Below are 18,517 nucleotides of genomic sequence, written 5' to 3' on the forward strand. Positions count from 1 at the left end.
CTCCCCCGTGGGGCATCACGTCAAACAACAATCAGGAGGCTTTGGCCGTGCGCGAACAAAATAATGATGAAAGCTTCGAGTTCGATGTGTCCGTGGTCGGGCTCGGTGCCATGGGAACGATCATGGCGCACGCGTTGCTCAAGCAAGGCAAACGCGTGGCGGTCTGGAACCGCTCACCCGCCAAGGCCGCGGCGCTCGTCGCCGCCGGCGCTCACCTGTGCGACAGCGCCGAAGCCGCGCTGGTCGCAAGCCCTGCCACGATCTTCGTGCTCCTGGACGACCACGCGACCCACGAGGTGCTCGGGATGCCAGGTGTGATGCATGCACTGGCCAATCGCACGATCGTCGACTACACCACCAACGCCCAGGACGAGGGCCTGGCGCTTCAGGGCCTCGTCAACCGGGCAGGCGGCGATTACGTCAAAGGGATGATCGTGGCCTACCCGCGCAACGTCGGCCATCGCGAGAGCCACAGCATTCATACCGGTGATCGTGAAGCCTTCGAGCAGAACAGGGCGCTGCTTGAAGGGCTCGCCGGGCATACGGTGTTCCTTCCCTGGGACGAAGCACTGGCCTTTGCGACCGTGCTTCACGCCCATGCGTTTGCCGCGATGGTTGCGTTCTTCGAGGCCGTGGGCGCGGGCGAGCGGTTTGGCCTGCCGGTTTCGAAGACGGCCAGGCTCCTGCTCGACACCTCACGCTTTTTCGTCGCCGACGCCCTGGAGGAAGCGACACGCCGACTCGAAACACAGGACTTCGCAGGCAATCAGGCGAGGCTCGATGTGCATGCGCACGCCTTCGCGCACATTGCCCAGTCCCTGCAGGTACAAGGGGCCTGGACGCCGGTCTTCGACGCGGTGTGCCAGGTCGTGCAGCGCGCGGAATCGATGGGTTATGGCGACCAGGACATCGTGGCCGCCACCCAGGTGTTCGCCTGCGAGAAAGACGCAAAGGAATAGCTGTGCTCTACAGGCTTCTCGGATCGACCCCGAAGACAACAACTACAAAAATGTCGCTGGAGGTTCCTATGCGCCGATTTGGTTTTCTGCTGGCCGTCTTGACGCTGGCCATTTTCCTGAGTGCCCTGCTTGCCCCCAGGCCGTCCCTCGTCAACCGAGCGGCGGCGCAGCACATGGGGCATCCGATCACCAGCATCGGCGAGGTCTTCAGGGGGTACTAAGGAGGGAGCGCGGCCGCAGGCTCTCATCCGCCAGCGGCCGCTTGTGACTCAATGATCGACCGCACCGCTGGCACCGAGGCCGGTCTGGCCGCGTACGAACTGGTCGGCGAAGGCCGCCCTCTCCGCCTTGGCCCGCGTGGTCCGGTCAAGCCTGGAAACGCCATACGCCACCGCAAACGCCAACGGCATGGAGAACAGCGCAGGCTGGGTATAGGGGAACAGCGGCTCGGCGAAGTGCAACACATCCACCCACACCAATTTGGAAAACACCACGAAGCCCATGGCGCTGACCAACCCGACGTAGCCACCGGCCAACGCGCCACGGGTGGTCAGCCCCGACCAGAACATCGACAGGAACAGCACCGGGAAGTTGGCCGAAGCGGCGATGCCAAAAGCCAGCGCGACCATGAAGGCCACGTTGATGTTTTCGAACACGATGCCCAGGGCTATCGCCACCAGGCCAAGGCCCAGGGTCGCCAGCTTGGTCACCCGCAGCTCCTGGGCCTCGCTGGCCGCGCCTTTCATGATCACCCGCGCATACAGGTCATGGGCGATGGCGGACGCCCCGGCCAGGGCCAGGCCTGATACCACGGCCAGGATGGTGGCGAAGGTCACGGCAGACAAAAAGCCCAGCAGCAGGTTGCCGCCTACGGCCTGGGCCAGGTGCATGACCACCATGTTGCCCCCGCCCAGCAGCTTGCCACCCACCTGTCCGCCTTCGAAGAACTGCGGCTGCTGGCTGACGATCACGATCGACGCCAGGCCCAGCAGGAAAATGACATTGAAGAAGTAGCCGATGAACCCGGTGGCATAGAGCACCGACTTGCGCGCCTCCCGGGCATCGCTGACGGTGAAGAAGCGCATCAGGATATGCGGCAGCCCGGCGGTGCCGAACACCAGCCCCAGGCTCAGCGACAGCGCGGTCAACGGGTCGGCCAGCAGGCTGCCGGGCGCCAGCAGACGCTCGCCCAGGGCATGGGTGTGCATGGCCTTGCTGACCAGCGTGTCATAGCTGAAGTCGAATTCGCGCATTGCCAGGAACAGCACCACGGAGCCGCCCACCAGCAGCAGGAATGCCTTGATGATCTGCACCCAGGTGGTCGCCACCATGCCGCCGAAGGTCACATACAGCATCATTAGCGCACCGACGATCACCAAGGCGATGTGGTAGTCCAGGCCGAACAGCAGCCTGATCAACTGCCCGGCCCCGACCATCTGCGCCACCAGGTAGAAACACACCACGGTCAGCGAACCGATGGCGGCCATGGCGCGCACCTTGCCCTGGTCGAGGCGGTACGAGGTGATGTCGGCGAAGGTGAAGCGGCCCAGGTTGCGTAGCCGCTCGGTCATCAACAGCAGCAACACCGGCCAGCCCGCGAAGAAGGCGATGAGGTAGATGTAGCCGTCCATGCCGGAGGTGTAGATGAGCGCGGTGATCCCCAACAGCGTCGAGGCGGACATGTAGTCACCGGCCAGCGCCAGGCCATTCTGCCAGCCCAGGATGCCGCCACCGGCGCTGTAGAAGTCCGCCGTCGAGCGGGTGCGCCGCGCTGCCCACCAGGTGATGCACAGGGTGAACAGCACGAACACCATGAACATGCCTATCGCATGCAGGTTGAGCGGCTGACGCTGGCCTGCGTCGAGCGCAGGCGATGCCAACAGCAGGCCGGAGTGCAGCAACAAAGCCAGAAGCAGTAGTTTCTTCATGCGCCCTGCTCCTCTTCCAGCCCGGCAACCAGCGCCTGCGTCAGGCGGTCGAACTCGCCATTGGCCCGGTACACATAGAACGCCGACAGCGCACAGAAGAACACGAACAGGAAAGCGCCGGCCGCGACGCCGAAGGTCATGTTCGACCCCTCGGCCAGGCGCGTGGCGATCAGCTCGGGCCAGAACGATACCAATGCGATGTAGCCATAGAATGTGGCCAGTATCATTACGAACAGGATCAGGGTAAAACGGTTTCTGCGCGTCACCAGTTGCTGGAACCGGGCGCTGGCGCGAACATGCGCGTATAACAGGCTGGACATGGGACACCTCGATCAATGTACTTGTTGTTATGGGGTGTGCAGGTGTTGCAGCTCGATCAGTGCTCGGCGTCGGCGGTCTGAGCCTCCTGTTGCCGGGCCCACTCGCGCAGGACGAACTTCTGGATCTTGCCGGTGGCTGTCTTGGGCAACTCCGTGAGGGATACATGTCGCGGCGCCTTGAAATGCGCCAGGCGTTCACGGCACCAGCGGATCAGGTCGCCTTCCGTGACCGTGGTCCGTGCATCGGCGCGCAGGGAGACGAACGCATGGGGTGTCTCCCCCCAGCGCGAATCCGGGCGCGCCACCACCGCTGCCTCGACCACCTCGGGGTGCTGGTAGAGCACTTCTTCGATCTCCAGCGAGCTGATGTTCTCGCCGCCGGAAATGATGATGTCCTTGGCCCGGTCCTTGATTTCCACGTAGCCGTCCGGGTGCAGCACGGCCAGGTCGCCCGTGTGCAGCCAGCCATTGGCCAATGTGGCCCGGGTGGCCTCAGGGTTGTGCAGGTAGCCTTTCATCACGGTGTTGCCGCGAACCACCAGTTCGCCAAGGGTAAGGCCGTCGGCCGGGACCGGGCGGCCGGTGCCGGTATCGAGCACCGTGGCCTCCTCGAGCATCGGGTGGGCGACACCCTGGCGGCTCATGAACTGCGCACGGGCTTCAAGCGGCAGTTCGTCGACCCCCGGCTGCCACAGGCACAAGGTGCTGGGGCCGTAGCTTTCGGTCATGCCGTAGGCGTGGGTGATGCTGAAGCCGCGTGCCTCCATGGCGGCGATCACCGCGCTGGGTGGCGCAGCGCCGCCGGTGATCACCGCTACCGGCCCGCTTGGCGCGCCGGCGTGCTCGGCATGGATCAGCATCGACATCACCACCGGCGCGGCGCTCAAGTGGGTCACGCCATGCACGGCAATCGCCGCATGGATCGCTTCGGGCTGAACCTTGCGCAGGCACACATGGGTGCCACCAGACAGGGTCACCGCCCATGTGTGGCTCCAGCCGTTGCAGTGGAACATCGGCAAGGTCCACAGGTAGACGCTGCGCGGCCCCAGCTGGAAGATCAGCGCCCCGGCGCAGGCATTGAGGTAGGCGCCGCGATGATGCAGCACCACCCCCTTGGGGTCGCCGGTGGTGCCGGAGGTGTAGTTGATGGCGATCGACTGCCATTCGTTCTGCGGCGCGCTCAGCGGCCTGGCCGGGTCGCCCTGGGCCAGGAACGTCTCGTAGTCCAGGTCATCGGCCAGCTCGCACGGCTCGGCCGCGTCATCGTCGATGCCCACCAGCAATGGCGGTGTGTCGAGCATGGCCAGTGCCTGCTGTACCACCGCACCGAACTCACGGTCGCAGATCAGCACCTTGGCCGCGCAATGGCGCAGGATGAAGGCGATGCTGCGCGCCTCCAGGCGGATATTGATGCACACCAGCACGGCGCCCGCGCCCGGCACGCCATAGTGCGCCTCGAGCATCTCGGGGATATTCGGCGCCAGGATCGCCACCCGCTCGCCCGGCTGCACACCGACCCGTTCCAGCGCACTGGCCAGGGCCCGGCTGCGCTGGTGCAGCTGCTGGTAGCTGTAGCGCCGCTCGCCATAGACCACGGCATCGCGCTGCGGGTACACCTGGGCGGCGCGCTTGAGGAACGACAAGGGTGAAAGGGGCACATGGTTGGCGTTGTTGGGGGCAAGCTCATGCTCGAAGGTTGGGTGAATCATCACTGCCACCCCATCGACAGGTTATCCAGGCATTGAAGGTACATACACATCTCCTGCTTATTGTTGTTCTCGCCTCAGGCTTGGGTCCGGGTCAGCTCACAGGCTGCTGCACAGATGCCCGCCATCGACCACGATCTCGGCGCCGCTCATGGCCCGCCCGGCATCGCTGGCCAGCAAAAGCAAGGCGCCGTCCAGGTCCTGTGGCTGGCTGAAGCGCCGGCTTGGGATACGCGCGCGCAGCTTCTCCCCCGCCTCGCCGGCCAGGAACGCATCGTTGAGCTCGGTCATCACGTAGCCCGGCGCCAGGGCGTTGACCCGGATGCCATGGCGCGCCAGTTCCAGGGCCATGGCGCGGGTCAGGTGGGCAAGCCCGGCCTTGGCCGCGAGATAAGGGCCGACGGCGCCGGCCACGCGGCTGGCGAGGATCGAGGTGACATTGATCAGGCTGCCGCCCTGCCCCTCGGCGACCATCCGCCGGGCGCACTCCTGGGCCACGGTCCAGGCGCCCTTGAGGTTGGTGTCGAGCACCCGGTCCCAGCTCTGGTCGTCACAGGCCAGCAGCGGCTGGCTGTCGCTCACCCCGGCGTTGTTGACCAGCACATCCAGCGGGCCGGCGGCGTCGAGCACCCGGCACACATCGTCGCGGCAGGTGACATCCAGGGCCAGGGCCCGGGCGCGACCACCGGCCAGCTCGATGGACTCGACCAGGCTCTGCAGCGGCGCCAGGCGCCTGGCCGTCACCACCACCTCGGCTCCGGCCGCCGCCAGGGTGCTGGCGAAATGTCGGCCAAGGCCGCTGGAGGCGCCGGTCACCAGGGCGCGGCGCCCATCGAGGGCGAACAATCGGGCAAGGGTCGGCTGCATCAGTGGGCTCCCGGGCGCTGGTCGAGGAGTTTCTTCGCCAGGCTCATGCGGTGCACTTCGCTCGGGCCGTCATAAATGCGGAACGGGCGAATGTCGCGGAAGATCCGCTCCACCACGGTTTCCCCGGTCACCCCGCGCCCGCCCAGCACCTGCACGCAACGGTCGACCACCCGCCACAGCGCCTCGGCGCTGATCACCTTGGCCATGCTCGAATCGACATTGGCGCGCTGGCCCTGGTCGAGCACCCAGGCGCAGTGCCACACCGCCAGGCGCACCACATGCAGGTCCATCATGTTGTCGGCCAGCATGAAACCCACGCCCTGGTGCTCGCCCAGCGGCTTGCCGAAGGCGTCGCGGGTGCGCGCGTAGTCGCAGGCAATGTCATGGGCCCGTCGTGCGGCACCGAGCCAGCGCATGCAGTGGGTCAGGCGCGCCGGGGCCAGGCGCACCTGGGCATAGCGGAAGCCCTTGCCGATCTCGCCCAGCACATCGCTGGCCGGCACCCGCAGGTTGTCGAAGCGCAATTGCCCGTGGCCACCCGTGAAGCAGCTGTCCAGGGTATCCAGCTGACGTTCGTGGACGATCCCTTCACGCTGCATGTCGGACAGGAACATGGTCGCCGAGCCATCTTCCATGCGCGCCATGATGATGGCGAACCCGGCGCCGTCGGCCCCGGTGATCAACCATTTGCGGCCGTTGATCAGGTAGTCGTCGCCATCGCGGGTGGCGGTGGTGCGCAGCATCGACGGATCGGACCCCGAGCCCGGCGCCGGTTCGGTCATGGCGAAGCACGAACGCACATGCCCCTGGACCAAAGGCCGCAGCCAGCGGTCCTTCTGCGCTTCGGTGGCCACCACGTCCATCAGGTGGATGTTGCCTTCGTCCGGGGCATGGATGTTCAGCGCCACCGGGCCCAGGGGCGAGTAGCCGGCCTCTTCGAAGACGATGGCCTTGGCCGCATGGCTCAGGCCCAGCCCACCCATTTCGCGGCTGGCGTGGGGCGTCAGCAGGCCTGCGGCCTGGGCGCGGGCCTGCAGGTCTCGACGCAGGGCGTCGCTGGGGCCGTGGCCATCCTGGCGTGGGTCGTTTTCGAACGGGATGGCCTGTTCGGCAATGAAGGTGCGGGTTCTGGCCTGCAGTTCGAGCAGTTCGTCTGGGAGCGCGAAATTCATGGGTTTCCTTCTTCGTACGTGTCGGTCTTGAAACTAGGGCTCGCCGCGCTCAGCGCACGGCCTTGGGGTTACTGATCGCCAGCCAGTCGAGCGTTACCTGGCGCAGCGTCTCGACCAGGGTGCGAGCACTGTGCGGGGCGTCATGGCGCCCCTGGCGAATCGCCCGCGCCAGCTGGCCGCGGGCATCCTGCAATGACGGGGCGGGCGCATCGATCAGCGCGGCCAGGCGCGTCTGCTCCTGAAGGCTGACGACGGCGTCCAGGCGGTTCTCCCGGGCGGCGATGGCCATGGCATTGGCGATCATCAAAGTCGGGTAGCGCAGCTCGCCGGGCAGCGCCGGCAATACCTGCTCCAGCAAGGTCTGGCGGGCGATTTCGAGTAGTTCATGGGCGTGCGGCTGGGTCATGGCGCATCGGCTCCGGTCATGTTCAGGATGTCGAGTTCAAGCTCGGGCAGCAGGCGCGCAGTCAGTGCCAGCTCCAGGGAAGGCTCTTCGCCGGACAGGTGGCGCTGCCCCTGCTGCAGGGCGATCACCGCCCAGCGCAGGGTCGCCATGACCTGCCAGTAACGCAGTTGGCCGGGCTCGATCCACAGTGGCGATACTTGGTGGTAGCCACGCAGGAAGTCCGCCAGTTGGCCGATGCCGCCGGCTTCCAGGTCAGGGCGGGTGAAACGCCAGCAGGGGGCGGTGAACCAGCCCAGGTCCTCGTATGGGTCGCCCCAGCCGGTGAACTCCCAGTCCAGCACCGCCTCCAGCCCCTGCTCGCTGGCCAGGTAGTTGCCGGTGCGGTAGTCGCGGTGCAGCAGGCACAGACGGCTGTCGCGCGGGGCATGCAGCTCGCACCAGCGCAGGCCCCACTCCAGCGCCGGGTAGGCATCGTCGAGGGTGTCGAGGTAACGACGGTAGGCATCGACGGTGGCCAAGGCCGGCGAACGCTGCGGCACGGGCAGAAAGTCCAATGCCACACTCAGCGGGCGGATCTGATGCAGGCGCGCCAGGTTGGCGCCGAGCTGCTCCGCCAGCCGGGCCTGACCTTGGGCGCCCGCCCCTGCGCTGAGCAACCGCCCGGCAGCAACCCCCGGCACGTATTCCATCAGGAAGAACACCCGCCCGTGGACCTGGGTATCTCGGCACAGCCAGAGCGGCCGCGGCACTTTCACCCCGGCCTGGTGGGCCACCTGCAACACGGCGAACTCCTGGGCGCGGTCGAGGCTGGCCGGCAGCGCGGACAGCGCGTCGCTGCGCAACACCCAGCGCCGGGCACCGGCCCAGGGGCCGCCCTCGATCAGTAGTTCAAGCAGCCAGTTTTCCTGGATGGCACCGCCGCTTAGGCGCTTGCGGGTTTGCATGACAACGCGTGTTGCCGTTGCCTGCTCGCGGATGAAGTCGACAAGGCGCTGCTCATCGGCCGAGACCGCGAGCGCGTCGCCTGCCGGACAAGTCGTAGAGGAACTGCTCATGAATCAATGGTCCTGCCTTCGGTTTCAAGTGGGCAGGTCAGCTAGAGCAACGCCCGGGCCAACTTTGCCAGGCACACCTGCAGAGCCCGTCACACCTGGCTTGCAGCGCTTCATGGGAAAGCCTGACGAGGCGCCTTATTGCATATGTGAAACAAATTAGTTCACGATGGAAACATTTCATTTCTGAACAGGCGCCACCATGCACTCCCCCACGTCCCAGGTCGTCGTGCTGATCAGCCACCTGCAGCGCCCCCGGCAACGCAGCCGCCTCGCGCAAATGGTGGCCGCACTCGCCGCGGACTACCCCGACACCCACATCGAAGTGCTCGACACCTCGGTGACCGAGGCGCTGCAAGTCGCCCGCGAACTGGAGTTGCGCGGTGAAGCCGACGTATTCATCTGCGCCGGGGCCACTGCCGCCTACCTGCGCAAGCACCTGGCGCGCCCGGTACTGACGATGCGCGTGGGTGGCGATGACCTGCTGCGGGCGCTGGGGCAGGCGCGCGAGCATGCCTCGCAAGTGGCCTTGCTCAGCTACAACCGCATCGACCAGGGCCTTAAGGCCATGGCCGCGCTGTTCACGGTGCAGGTTCACCAGGCCGCCTACACCTCCCTGGAAGAAGCGCGCCAAGCAGTCGAACAGGCCGCCCGGCTGGGGTGTCGCAGCATCATCGGTTCCTCGACGGTGGTGGAGCTGGCAGAACAGGCCGGCCTGCACGGCGTGCTGTCGCTGAGCGAGGACACGGTGCGCAAGGCGCTCGAAGAGGCCCTGGGCATTCTCGACAGCCAACGCATCGAGATCGCCAAGCGCCGGCACTTGAACGCCGTGCTGCAACACATCCCCACCGGCGTGGCGGCGGTCGACAACCAGGGCGTGGTGCAGTCGCTCAACCCGGCCCTGGCCCACCTGCTGGACTTGCCACTCAGCGCCGCGCTGGGCCGTCCGCTGCAGCAGCTGTGCCCGGAACTGGACCTGCAGCACGCGTTTGCACAGGGCGGCGAAGAAAACCGGGTGATCCGGCTCGGCTCACATGCCGTGGTCAGCAACCTGCTGCCGATCCTGGAGAACGGCCAGCGCACCGGCCTCGTCCTGACCTGCCAGGACACCACCGCCGTGCAGCGCGCGGATCAACGCATCCGCTCCACCCGCCGCCCCGGCGCCTTCACTGCCCGCTACCGGCTTGAGCAGCTCGACGGCAACAGCCGGGCCAATCGTGAAATGCTGCAGTTGGCCAGGCGTTTCGCCGCCAGCCAGTCAACCATCCTGATCACCGGTGAAAGCGGTACCGGCAAAGAGCTGCTGGCCCAGGGCATCCATAACGAAAGCCCGCGCGGGCATGGCCCCTTCGTAGCCATCAACTGCGCGGCATTCCCCGAGTCGCTGCTGGAAAGCGAACTGTTCGGCTATGAGGAAGGCGCCTTCAGCGGCTCGCGCAAGGGCGGCAAGCCCGGCCTGTTCGAAGTGGCTCACCGTGGCACGCTGTTCCTCGACGAAATAGGCGACATGCCCGTGTCACTGCAGACGCGCTTGTTGCGGGTACTGCAGGAGCGCGAGGTGCTGCGTTTGGGCGGCACCGAGCCGATCGCGATCGATGTGCGCATCATCGCCGCCACCCATCAGGACCTGAGTGCTGCGATACAAGATGGCGATTTTCGTACCGACCTGTATTACCGGCTCAACATCCTGCGCCTACAGACCACGCCCTTGCGCGAGCGCCCCGAGGATATCGCCCTGATCTGTCGAGGCATTAGCCAGCGCCTGCTGGTCCAGGGTCAGCCGCCTGGCGCGGCGGAGGTGCCAGGCGCCCTGCTGCCTTACCTGGCACGTTATGGATGGCCAGGCAATGTGCGTGAGCTGGAGAACGTGATCGAGCGGGCGATGCTCTCGGCCTGCGAGCTGCTGGGGGAGCATGGCGTGAACGAACAGTATCTGGCGCGGGTGCTGCCCGAGCTGTGCGAAAGTGTCGCGCCAACCAGCCGTGCCAGGCCCTCCCGGGAGTCGGACCTGCACAGCATCGGCAAGGCCGCCCAACTGCGGCATGTGCAGGAAACCCTGGACAACTGCCAGGGCAATCTCGACGAAGCGGCGCGGGTTTTGGGAATCAGTCGGACCACGTTATGGCGAAGGCTCAGGTCAGTGCGGTGAATCAGGTACTTGGCCACCCAACGGCCAATTACCGATTGAGTATCGTTCCACGTCGACGGAAGATGTTAGTCAGGAGCGCTCCAGTACAGGCGCGGGCCCGCCCAGTTTCCAGCCACTGCACCTTGGAGATGCACTGATGCCCACCGTATACCACATCGATGGCTAGCCGAAATCGCCATTCTCGATCGCGTATCCTACTGAGGGTATCGAAGGGTATTTCTGGGGGTACATTTCTGCTTTTGTAATCCAGAAATCCCGCTCTAGAGCCCTGTCCAAATGTTCTTCGGGGATCCTGACACATTACGTTCCTGCGCCCACTCATTCGACGATTTGCCGGGCTACACCCGAGCGCTGCTGAACTGTTTGTCTCTACCGCTAACCGGCAACGCTTGACTCTACCGTAAGGGGCAGACTTTACCCTTGGCTCTTCATCACCTGGAGTTCGTCATGAAGAGCAAACGCATGCTCGTAATCCTCGGCCACCCTTCGAACGACAGCTTTTGCGGCGCTGTATCCGAACGTTATGTCGAGGCCGCCACGCAAGCAGGCCATGAGGTGCGCCTGCTGCGCCTGGACACCCTGGATTTCGATCCGGTCTTGCACGATGGCTATAACCAGGTCCAGTTGCTTGAGCCCGATTTGATCAACGCACAGAACGACATTACCTGGGCCGAACACCTGACATTGGTGTACCCGATCTGGTGGGGCGGCATTCCGGCGCTGCTCAAGGGGTTCTTCGACCGCGTGTTTCTGCCCGGTTTTGCCTTCAAGTACCGCAAGGGCTCGCCCTTCCCGGATAAGCTGCTCAAGGGCCGCACAGCTCACCTTCTGGTGACCATGGACACGCCGCCGTGGTACTACCGGTGGGTGTATCGCATGCCGGGCCTGCACCAGATGCGCAAGACCACCCTGGAGTTCTGCGGCATAAAACCCCTGAAAACCCTGACCTTCGGTCCGGTATTGGGCTCCAGGCCGGAACAGCGTGAAGCCTGGCTCAAACAAGTCCAGGCAGTCGCCAGCCGCTGATCGGCCCCGGTCGTATCGTGCCCCTGCGCTACCCAGCCGAGCCTCCCTGCTGCGACACCTTGTCCAACTTGGCTTCCAACCCCCTGACGCTTGTGCAAAGATGTCGCGCGCCTGTGCGAGCGCGCGACATCTTTTCGCTTCTGATGCGTCAAAAAGGGATTTTCATGTACATCGGCAAAGCCGCCCAGCTGTCGGGCACCACCGTCAAAAGCATTCGACATTACGAAGAAATCGGCCTCTTGCCCCCCCCGCAACGCGAAGGCAAGTACCGCATCTACAGCCAGCAAAGCGTAGAGCTGCTGACCTTCATCAAATGTGCTCAGCAACTCGGTTTCAAACTCAAGGAAATGCAGGCCATTCTGCAGGATCATCGCGGCCAGGAGCTGCCCTGGGATCTGGCCATGCAGGCCATCGATAACAAAAAGCAGGAATTGATGGGGCAGATCCAGGCCTTGCAGCAAGTGCATGACGGCTTGGTAGAGTTTGAGCTGAGCCTCAAAGATGCTCAGATGCAATGCCAGTTCGAACACCTGGAAAAAGCCCGCTGAATCCGCACCGCCGCCCCTGAACGGCCATGGCGCCCCGTGCCGTTTTCAACACGCAGGCGCCCCGGCGATTTAGCCTGGCACAGCCTCACCCCGCGGCTGCTCGCCCTCTTGCACTGCTGGTTGCGGCACAATCGAGGCAAAGAACCACGGCGAAATCAGCGTGACCAACAAAATGGTCATGAAGCCACTGGATGACAGCGCCAGTATCACCAGTACCCCCAGGTCAATGACGGGTTTGTAGGCGGAGAACAGCAGCGCGACAAAGCCCATCGAGAAGATCACGACATTGACCACCGTCGAGCGCCCGACGCCCTGCATGGCCGCCAGGATGGCCTCGTCGACCTCGATGCCCTTCTGCACCAGCATCTTGATCCGTGACAGCAGGTGAACGGCGTAATCCACGACGCCCACCACCAGGAACGTCACCAGTGTGGTACCGATGTTCAACTCGATATCCAACAGGTACATGCTGCCGTACACCGTCACCGACGTGGTCAGCAACGTCAGCATGCCGAGGATGCCCAGGCGTACTGACTTGAGCCAGAACATCATCATCAAGGTCACGGCCAGCAACGCCAGCGAGAAGCTCAGCACCTGACCCTGGGTGATTTCCTGCAACACCCCGGTCCATACGTACGGCGTACCGGCATGGGTGACTTGCAGGTTGGCCGGTTTGTTGATCGCCAGCCAGGCGTCCAGTTTATCGAGCATCGCCTGGTAATCGCCCGCCACAGAGGAGGTCATGGTGAACAGCGTCACCGCCTTCGAGTAATCGGCATTGAGCACGTTCTGCAAGTCAGTGCCGCCACCGTTCTCGAACATCATGATGTGTTGCTCGATGAGCGAGTTGCCATCGACTTCGAAGGTCTCCGGTTTCCCGTCATCATCGACCACCGTCACCTGCTCCACCGCCTGCGGCACCCGCAGGAAAGCAGGGTTCATGTCGTTGAGCACGAGGTTCATGCGCTTGATGTAGGTCGCCACCGAATAGGTGTAACTCACGTTCGGCTGGGCCCTGATGAACTGGTCCAGACGTTCGAGGAACTGCACGGTTTCAGTGGTCAGCGCGCCACGCGGAGTCTTGGTGTCGAAAGCGATCCAGCCCGGCGACGTACCCGCGACCCCGGCCCGGTTGATGAACTCGTCAGACATCCGCACCGGGCTATCCTTCTTGAAGTAGGCAATGCCCGAGTCTTCGATATCCACCTTGAACGTGAACACCGTCATCATCGCCAACAACGGCAGGGTCACCAGCAATACCGGCTTGCGCCAGCGAATCAGCCAGGCACAGAACACCACCAGATAGTGGGAGATCAGCGACTCTTTGAGTTGCACTTTGCGCGGGACGGCATCTTTGCCCCAGATCGAAATCCACGCCGGAATCAGTAGCAACGAGATGATCAGCGCCGCCGTCAGGCCAATGGACATGAACACGCCAAAGTTGCGGATGCTGACAATGTTGTTGGTGGTGGAAATCAAGAACGTCGCAATAGTCGTGACCGTTGTCAGAACTACGGGCGTGACCATCAGGCGCTGGGTTTCACGGTTGGCTTCGCGGAAAGACTTGCCCGAATTGAGCTGTTCGTAATACTCGGCCATGACGTGGATCGCATCGGCACAACAGATGGTGAACAGGAACACCGGCAAGACACTGGTGAGCAAGTCCATCGGCACACGCAGCAGCGCCATCAGGCCAAGGGTCCAGATGGTGCAGAACAGGATATTGAACAGCGGCAGCACCACGCCAAGTGGTTTGCGAAAGAAGAAAACCAGCAGAGAGGTCACCAACAGGAATACGATCGGGAACAGCATCGCCAGGTCGTGATCGATGATTTCCTGCTGGGCCGCAATGAAGATCGGCATGCCGGCGATGAACACCTCATCGGTGAACTCCGGGTGAGCGGCCTGGTACTTCGCGATGATCTCGCGGACCTGGTGATAGGCACGCAACTGGGCCTGAGCGTCGTCCTGTTTGGTGCCCAGTTCGGCGACGACCATGGCGACTTTCTTGTCCGCCGAGACGACGCCACCAACCATCTGCTCGTTGCCCATGATCTGCGCTTCGACCTTGCTCGGGTCCATATCCAGGGCGTGCAGGGTCTTGTGGATCCACAACTCGCCATCGGCACTCAAGCTGATGTTTTCCAGGTCAGCCATCGAGGCCATTTCCTGGATCGGGTTGAGCCGCTCGGCAAGAAAGCTCAGGAACTGCAGGTCGTGGCTGTCCCAGTGCCGGGCAATCCCATGGTCGCGCAGCGCTTTGGCGGCAGCGTAATCGTTCTGTGAAAAGCCTTCGGCGAGGATCTGCACCAGCAAGGCCTGGGCATCGGGATCGCCACTGTGGAGGCCAACGATGCGCTGCAGTTCGACACGGTCCTCATCGTTCGCCAGCATCAGCCGGCGTATGGCCTGGGACAACTCGAACTGGGCGTTCAGCGACGTGGTGTTGAAGACACTCTCGGGGTTGCTCAGCGCCACCATGACCGAGTCATATGTGCCGGTGAACTCGCGCTGCAAATCAATGATCGTCTTGCGCGCCGGGTGAGTGTCCTTGAGCAGATACGGATTGGTGTCCGACATCAGCGCGCCCAGGGTGTAGGTGAAGTAGGCGGTGATCGCCACCAGCACGAACACAATTGCCCGCGCATGGCGCTCGACGAAGTTCAGGTATCTTTCCATGAATGAGGGTTCCAGATGAATCGAGAGCGGCGCTTAGCGGGCAGACACGGCGTATTCCGGCAAGTCGCCGGCTTTCAGCCCGCGCTTGATCGCGGTCTGCGTGAACAGGCGGTCGTCCAGCGCTACGTTGTACTGCAACTGGTTGAAACGCAGCTGAGAGCGCGTACCGGCGATGAAGTCTTCGGTTTCGCTGAAGGTAATGCTGTCGATCTGGTCGATGGTTTCAGTCTTCAGAGTGCGCATCTGCTTGAACATCACACCTTTTACATCGAAGAAGTCCTGGCGCAGCACCAGTGAGTTTTTCTTGTCAACCCAGACCTTGAGCTTGTTGTAGCCGGTCTTGGCCAGCACGGCAGGCGTCGCCGGCACACGCTCGATCACGTAGCAATCGCGGCCCTGCAACTGCTCTTCGCCAACCAGCGTTTGGCGATAGTCTTCGGCGCGAATCTTGTCGAGGTCGGCATAGGAGTAGTCGCTACCCATGAACGCCCCGCGTTTGTCGGTGGTGGAAATCCTTCGGGTCTGTCGGCTGACGGGCAAATACATCCATTGGCTGTCTTCGAGGCCCAGGGCCTCGCGCGGGTTTTCGATGTGGAACGCGACGTCACGCACATCACTCGGCGCGGAGAAATACATGGTGAATTTGTCGCTGTCCGGGTAATCCTTTTGCAGGTAGCTGAACTCGCGGATGCGGCTTTTACCTTGCTTGTCGATCAGGATCAGGGACACCTGGGACATGAAGCTCTTGCCGTCATCGCGGTCCCGGGCCTGGCGAATGATGTCGTCGGCCGTGGGTGTTTCAGCTGCCATGGCGGCAGCGGCGCTCAGCAGCAGTGCGCTTACAGTCAGGGTCTTGAAGATGGGCAACATCGCGATTTCCTTTTCATTGTTTGAGTGGTTCGCACACCGCACTGGTGTGGTCAGAACAGATAACCGGCGGACACGCGCACCTGATCGCGGTTGGCGTACGCACCGAACTGGCGGTCGGGCTTGCCGAAGAACACATCGACTTCGAGCCCCAACTTGAGCCAGTCCACCGGTTTGTAGGTGAAGATCCCCTGAACGAAACTGTCGTCCTGCGCTGGCGGCGACATGCCGAAAACCAGGCGGGTCTTGAGGCGATCCTGGAACTGCGAGCCTTCGGCAGACACGGTGAACAGGTCGTCGCGTTTGTCCTGGACCATGCCGGGCTGCCAGTCGAGCAGCCGCTGATGTTGCCACTGCGTCGAGATCAGCCAGTCCCGCAACAGGTAATCGACGCCCAGCAGCGACTTGGTCATCGCCGTCTGGTCGCTGCCGTAAGCGCGGTAAGGATTGGTGACGCGCCAATTGTCGAAGTAGGCGACTTCACTGCGTACCACGATGCTGTGGCCGGCATCGATGGCCACACTGGCGCCGCCCATGGAATAGCGCGGGAATTGCCGTTCGAGGCGAATCAGGCCCTCTTCGGTCTGGCCTTCGACGGCGTAAACCGGGTCCTGCTGGCGGGCGTTGAGGGCAACGAAGCTGACATCCACCGTGCCGATCCGGCCGTTGGCACTGGCGCCATAACCGAAGCCACTGTGACCGTCATAACCGGGCCGCGAATCGACCACAAACATCTGCGGATCGGGTGTGGCAAAGATCGGTGCATCGAACTCGCTGCCGACGGCCGGCGCCTGGTTTTTCACGAAATCAGTGATCACCAGCGCTTCCAGCTCCCACTCGGCGACCGGCTGCACCAGGCGAATCATCGGCACGGCGATGCGGCAGTCCTCCAACAGACCGATCACCCCCTCGCGATAGTCCAGCGGGTTGATCTGATCGAGCACCCGTAATTCATCTGCACGCCCCCACACCACCTGCTGCCAGCCCACCGTCAGCTCGCCGTCACCGACGTAGAGCCCCCAGTAAAGGTGCCGCCAATCGGCGGTCGCCCGGTAATCGTCCCGGGCTTGCGCACTGTAGGGGTTGTTGCCGTCATAACGGAAGTCGTACCGGGCTCGGCCCTTGGCCTTGTAATAGCCGCTGTCCCAGGCATCCTCCAGGCTGAACTTGAGGTACACGGCCTTTTGCGTGACCTGGTCGTCACCGTGCAGACGCACGGCCGTGGCTACGCCGATCTCCGCTTCATGATGCTCCGGCAACCACTCGGCGATCGCTACCGGCGAGCCGAGGCTGACCAGCGCGGCCAAAAGGCCGCGGTTCAATCCCAGTCGAGCCATGGCTACATTCCCAACCCGGCACCGCCGTCGATCATCAGGCTTTGCGCTGTAACACCACTCGCCTGCGGGCTCGCCAGATAACGGACCATGGCCGCCACTTCGTCGCCCTGAATGAAGCGCCGCAGGGGCAACTTCTTCTTGGCATTGCGCAGGATTTGCTCGTGGGTGATCCCGGCGATGCGCGCCTGAGCCGCCAATTCGCCTTGCAGCATCGGTGTGTCGATCCAGGCGGGCAGGATGGCATTGACGGTGATTCGCCGTGGCGCCAGGTCCAGCGCCAAGGCCTTGGTCATGCCGATGATGCCGTGTTTGGAGGCGCAGTAAGCGGTGTTGCGAACCTTACCCGCTCGGCCGAGGATCGACGACATGTTGACGATCCGCCCACCATCCGCCATCAGTGGCAGGCACAACGAGGTGACGTAAAAAGTGCCATTGAGGTTGATCGAAATCACCTTGTGCCAGTTGTCCAGATCTTCAGGCTCGTTCTCGTCGCAAACCCCGGCGCTGTTGACCAGCACATCGACAAAGCCGACCCGGTTGGCCAGGCCCTTGAACAGAAGTTGCAGGCTGGCGAGATCGGCGATGTTCGCTTGATGGGTTTCGATGCGAGCGGCAAATTCGCCCTCGGTGACCCACCTCTGCAAGGTTGCCAGATCCCGATCAAGCAAGATCAAAAGGTGCTCGGCCTGGGCTGCAAAACTTTCCGCGACGGCGCGGCCAATACCATTGGCCGCGCCGGTGATCACAATCGTGCGTGCCTGGCTCATAGCATTTTCAATCCGCCGTTGACGGACAACACTTCGCCCGTGACGTACAGGCCGCGCTCAGCCAGATACAGCACCGCGTCGGCAATTTCTTCAGGCCGGGCGAACCGTTTGATCAACAGCCGCGACTGGATCTCCTGCTCATGGGCGCCGACCAGGGCTTCGCTCATGTCGGTGCTGACGATGCCGGGCGCCACCGCGTTGACCCGGATGTTGCGCGGCGCCAACTCCACCGCCAGTGCGCGCGTCAATGCTTCTACACCGCCTTTGGCCGCGGCGTAGTTGCTCTGGCCCTTGCCGGGCTTTTGCGCGGCCACCGAGCTGAGGTTGACGATGCACCCGCTGCGTTGGCGCATCATGCAGGGCAGCACCTGCTGACAGCACAACAATGTGCCGACCAGGTTGGTCTGGATGACCTCGGTGATGTCGCTCAACGATTGCGCGGCGAGCAAACCGTCACGGGTAATACCGGCGTTGTTGACCAACAAGTCGATACGCTCGAAACGTTGCTCGACCCGTTCAAAAAACGCCTGAATGCTCTGCGCATCCTTGACATCACACTGCACAGCCAGGCACTCCCGGCCGAGCCCTTCGACCTGTGCCTGCAAGGCAGCGGCTGACGCCTCGTCACGGACATAACTGAAGGCAACCTGATAACCCGCGCCGGCCAGAGCCAGCACGACGGACTTGCCAATGCCGCGACTGCCGCCGGTCACGACAGCTATTTTCTGAGTCAT

The 18,517-nt window shown here is 63.3% G+C and carries 17 protein-coding genes; 5 read left to right on the forward strand and 12 right to left on the reverse strand.

The annotated features are described in order from the left end of the window. Positions 1–110 precede the first annotated feature (110 nt). Both CAG22_RS16040 and CAG22_RS16045 read left to right on the forward strand, forming a co-directional pair. Complete coding sequence (locus CAG22_RS16040) at positions 111–959, forward strand: NAD(P)-binding domain-containing protein (RefSeq protein ID WP_371916858.1); 849 nt, start codon at positions 111–113, stop codon at positions 957–959. A 68-nt stretch (positions 960–1,027) separates the two neighbouring features. Continuing rightward, complete coding sequence (locus CAG22_RS16045) at positions 1,028–1,180, forward strand: amino acid permease (protein WP_085663867.1); 153 nt, start codon at positions 1,028–1,030, stop codon at positions 1,178–1,180. Positions 1,181–1,228: 48 nt separating this feature from the next. On the opposite strand, the gene CAG22_RS16050 is transcribed toward CAG22_RS16045, so the two are convergent. The 7 genes from CAG22_RS16050 to CAG22_RS16080 form a co-directional block, all read right to left on the reverse strand. Next, complete coding sequence (locus CAG22_RS16050) at positions 1,229–2,887, reverse strand: cation acetate symporter (protein WP_085705774.1); 1,659 nt, start codon at positions 2,885–2,887, stop codon at positions 1,229–1,231. Then, positions 2,884–3,207, reverse strand: a complete 324-nt coding sequence (locus CAG22_RS16055) for a DUF485 domain-containing protein (protein WP_085663869.1) — start codon at positions 3,205–3,207, stop codon at positions 2,884–2,886. The genes CAG22_RS16050 and CAG22_RS16055 overlap by 4 nt, the downstream gene beginning before the upstream one ends. Before the next feature lie 56 nt (positions 3,208–3,263). Continuing rightward, positions 3,264–4,916 carry an acyl-CoA synthetase gene (locus tag CAG22_RS16060; protein ID WP_256582433.1) on the reverse strand — a complete coding sequence of 551 codons (1,653 nt, stop codon included), beginning with the start codon at positions 4,914–4,916 and terminating at the stop codon, positions 3,264–3,266. A gap of 96 nt (positions 4,917–5,012) precedes the next feature. After that, a complete protein-coding gene (locus tag CAG22_RS16065; RefSeq protein ID WP_085663870.1) occupies positions 5,013–5,780 on the reverse strand; it encodes an SDR family NAD(P)-dependent oxidoreductase in 768 nt (255 codons plus the stop codon). Continuing rightward, positions 5,780–6,952 carry an acyl-CoA dehydrogenase family protein gene (locus CAG22_RS16070; RefSeq protein ID WP_085663871.1) on the reverse strand — a complete coding sequence of 391 codons (1,173 nt, stop codon included), beginning with the start codon at positions 6,950–6,952 and terminating at the stop codon, positions 5,780–5,782. The genes CAG22_RS16065 and CAG22_RS16070 overlap by 1 nt, the downstream gene beginning before the upstream one ends. 49 nt (positions 6,953–7,001) lie before the next feature. Beyond that, positions 7,002–7,358: a DUF6285 domain-containing protein gene (locus tag CAG22_RS16075; protein WP_085691875.1), complete on the reverse strand. Its 357-nt coding sequence runs from the start codon at positions 7,356–7,358 to the stop codon at positions 7,002–7,004. Next, positions 7,355–8,413, reverse strand: a complete 1,059-nt coding sequence (locus CAG22_RS16080; protein ID WP_085663873.1) for a phosphotransferase family protein — start codon at positions 8,411–8,413, stop codon at positions 7,355–7,357. The genes CAG22_RS16075 and CAG22_RS16080 overlap by 4 nt, the downstream gene beginning before the upstream one ends. A gap of 199 nt (positions 8,414–8,612) precedes the next feature. Between CAG22_RS16080 and prpR the strand changes: the two genes are divergently transcribed. The 3 genes from prpR (at position 8,613) to CAG22_RS16095 (ending at position 12,133) form a co-directional block, all read left to right on the forward strand. Then, complete coding sequence (gene prpR, locus CAG22_RS16085) at positions 8,613–10,559, forward strand: propionate catabolism operon regulatory protein PrpR (RefSeq protein ID WP_085705775.1); 1,947 nt, start codon at positions 8,613–8,615, stop codon at positions 10,557–10,559. A gap of 447 nt (positions 10,560–11,006) precedes the next feature. Further along, positions 11,007–11,585: an NAD(P)H-dependent oxidoreductase gene (locus CAG22_RS16090; protein WP_085616371.1), complete on the forward strand. Its 579-nt coding sequence runs from the start codon at positions 11,007–11,009 to the stop codon at positions 11,583–11,585. 164 nt (positions 11,586–11,749) lie between these two features. Next, a complete protein-coding gene (locus CAG22_RS16095; protein WP_003253954.1) occupies positions 11,750–12,133 on the forward strand; it encodes a MerR family transcriptional regulator in 384 nt (127 codons plus the stop codon). 69 nt (positions 12,134–12,202) lie between these two features. On the opposite strand, the gene CAG22_RS16100 is transcribed toward CAG22_RS16095, so the two are convergent. Genes CAG22_RS16100 through CAG22_RS16120 form a run of 5 tightly spaced genes read right to left on the reverse strand, consistent with a single transcriptional unit; the run spans position 12,203 to position 18,517 of the window. Then, the gene (locus CAG22_RS16100; protein WP_085705776.1) at positions 12,203–14,812 is read right to left on the reverse strand and encodes an RND family transporter; all 2,610 of its coding nucleotides are present in this window, start codon (positions 14,810–14,812) and stop codon (positions 12,203–12,205) included. Between the two features lie 33 nt (positions 14,813–14,845). Continuing rightward, entirely contained in the window at positions 14,846–15,682 is an 837-nt protein-coding gene (locus tag CAG22_RS16105) for an outer membrane lipoprotein-sorting protein (protein ID WP_085705777.1), read from the reverse strand. Positions 15,683–15,732: 50 nt separating this feature from the next. Continuing rightward, complete coding sequence (locus tag CAG22_RS16110) at positions 15,733–17,016, reverse strand: DUF1302 family protein (RefSeq protein ID WP_085705778.1); 1,284 nt, start codon at positions 17,014–17,016, stop codon at positions 15,733–15,735. 2 nt (positions 17,017–17,018) lie between these two features. Then, a complete protein-coding gene (locus CAG22_RS16115; protein ID WP_023662732.1) occupies positions 17,019–17,783 on the reverse strand; it encodes an SDR family NAD(P)-dependent oxidoreductase in 765 nt (254 codons plus the stop codon). Next, positions 17,780–18,517 (reverse strand): 3-oxoacyl-ACP reductase family protein, encoded by a 738-nt coding sequence (locus CAG22_RS16120; RefSeq protein WP_085588309.1) that lies wholly within the window; start codon positions 18,515–18,517, stop codon positions 17,780–17,782. The genes CAG22_RS16115 and CAG22_RS16120 overlap by 4 nt, the downstream gene beginning before the upstream one ends.

The sequence above is a fragment of the Pseudomonas sp. B8(2017) genome (assembly GCF_002113575.1).
GTDB classification, from domain to species: domain Bacteria; phylum Pseudomonadota; class Gammaproteobacteria; order Pseudomonadales; family Pseudomonadaceae; genus Aquipseudomonas; species Aquipseudomonas putida_Z.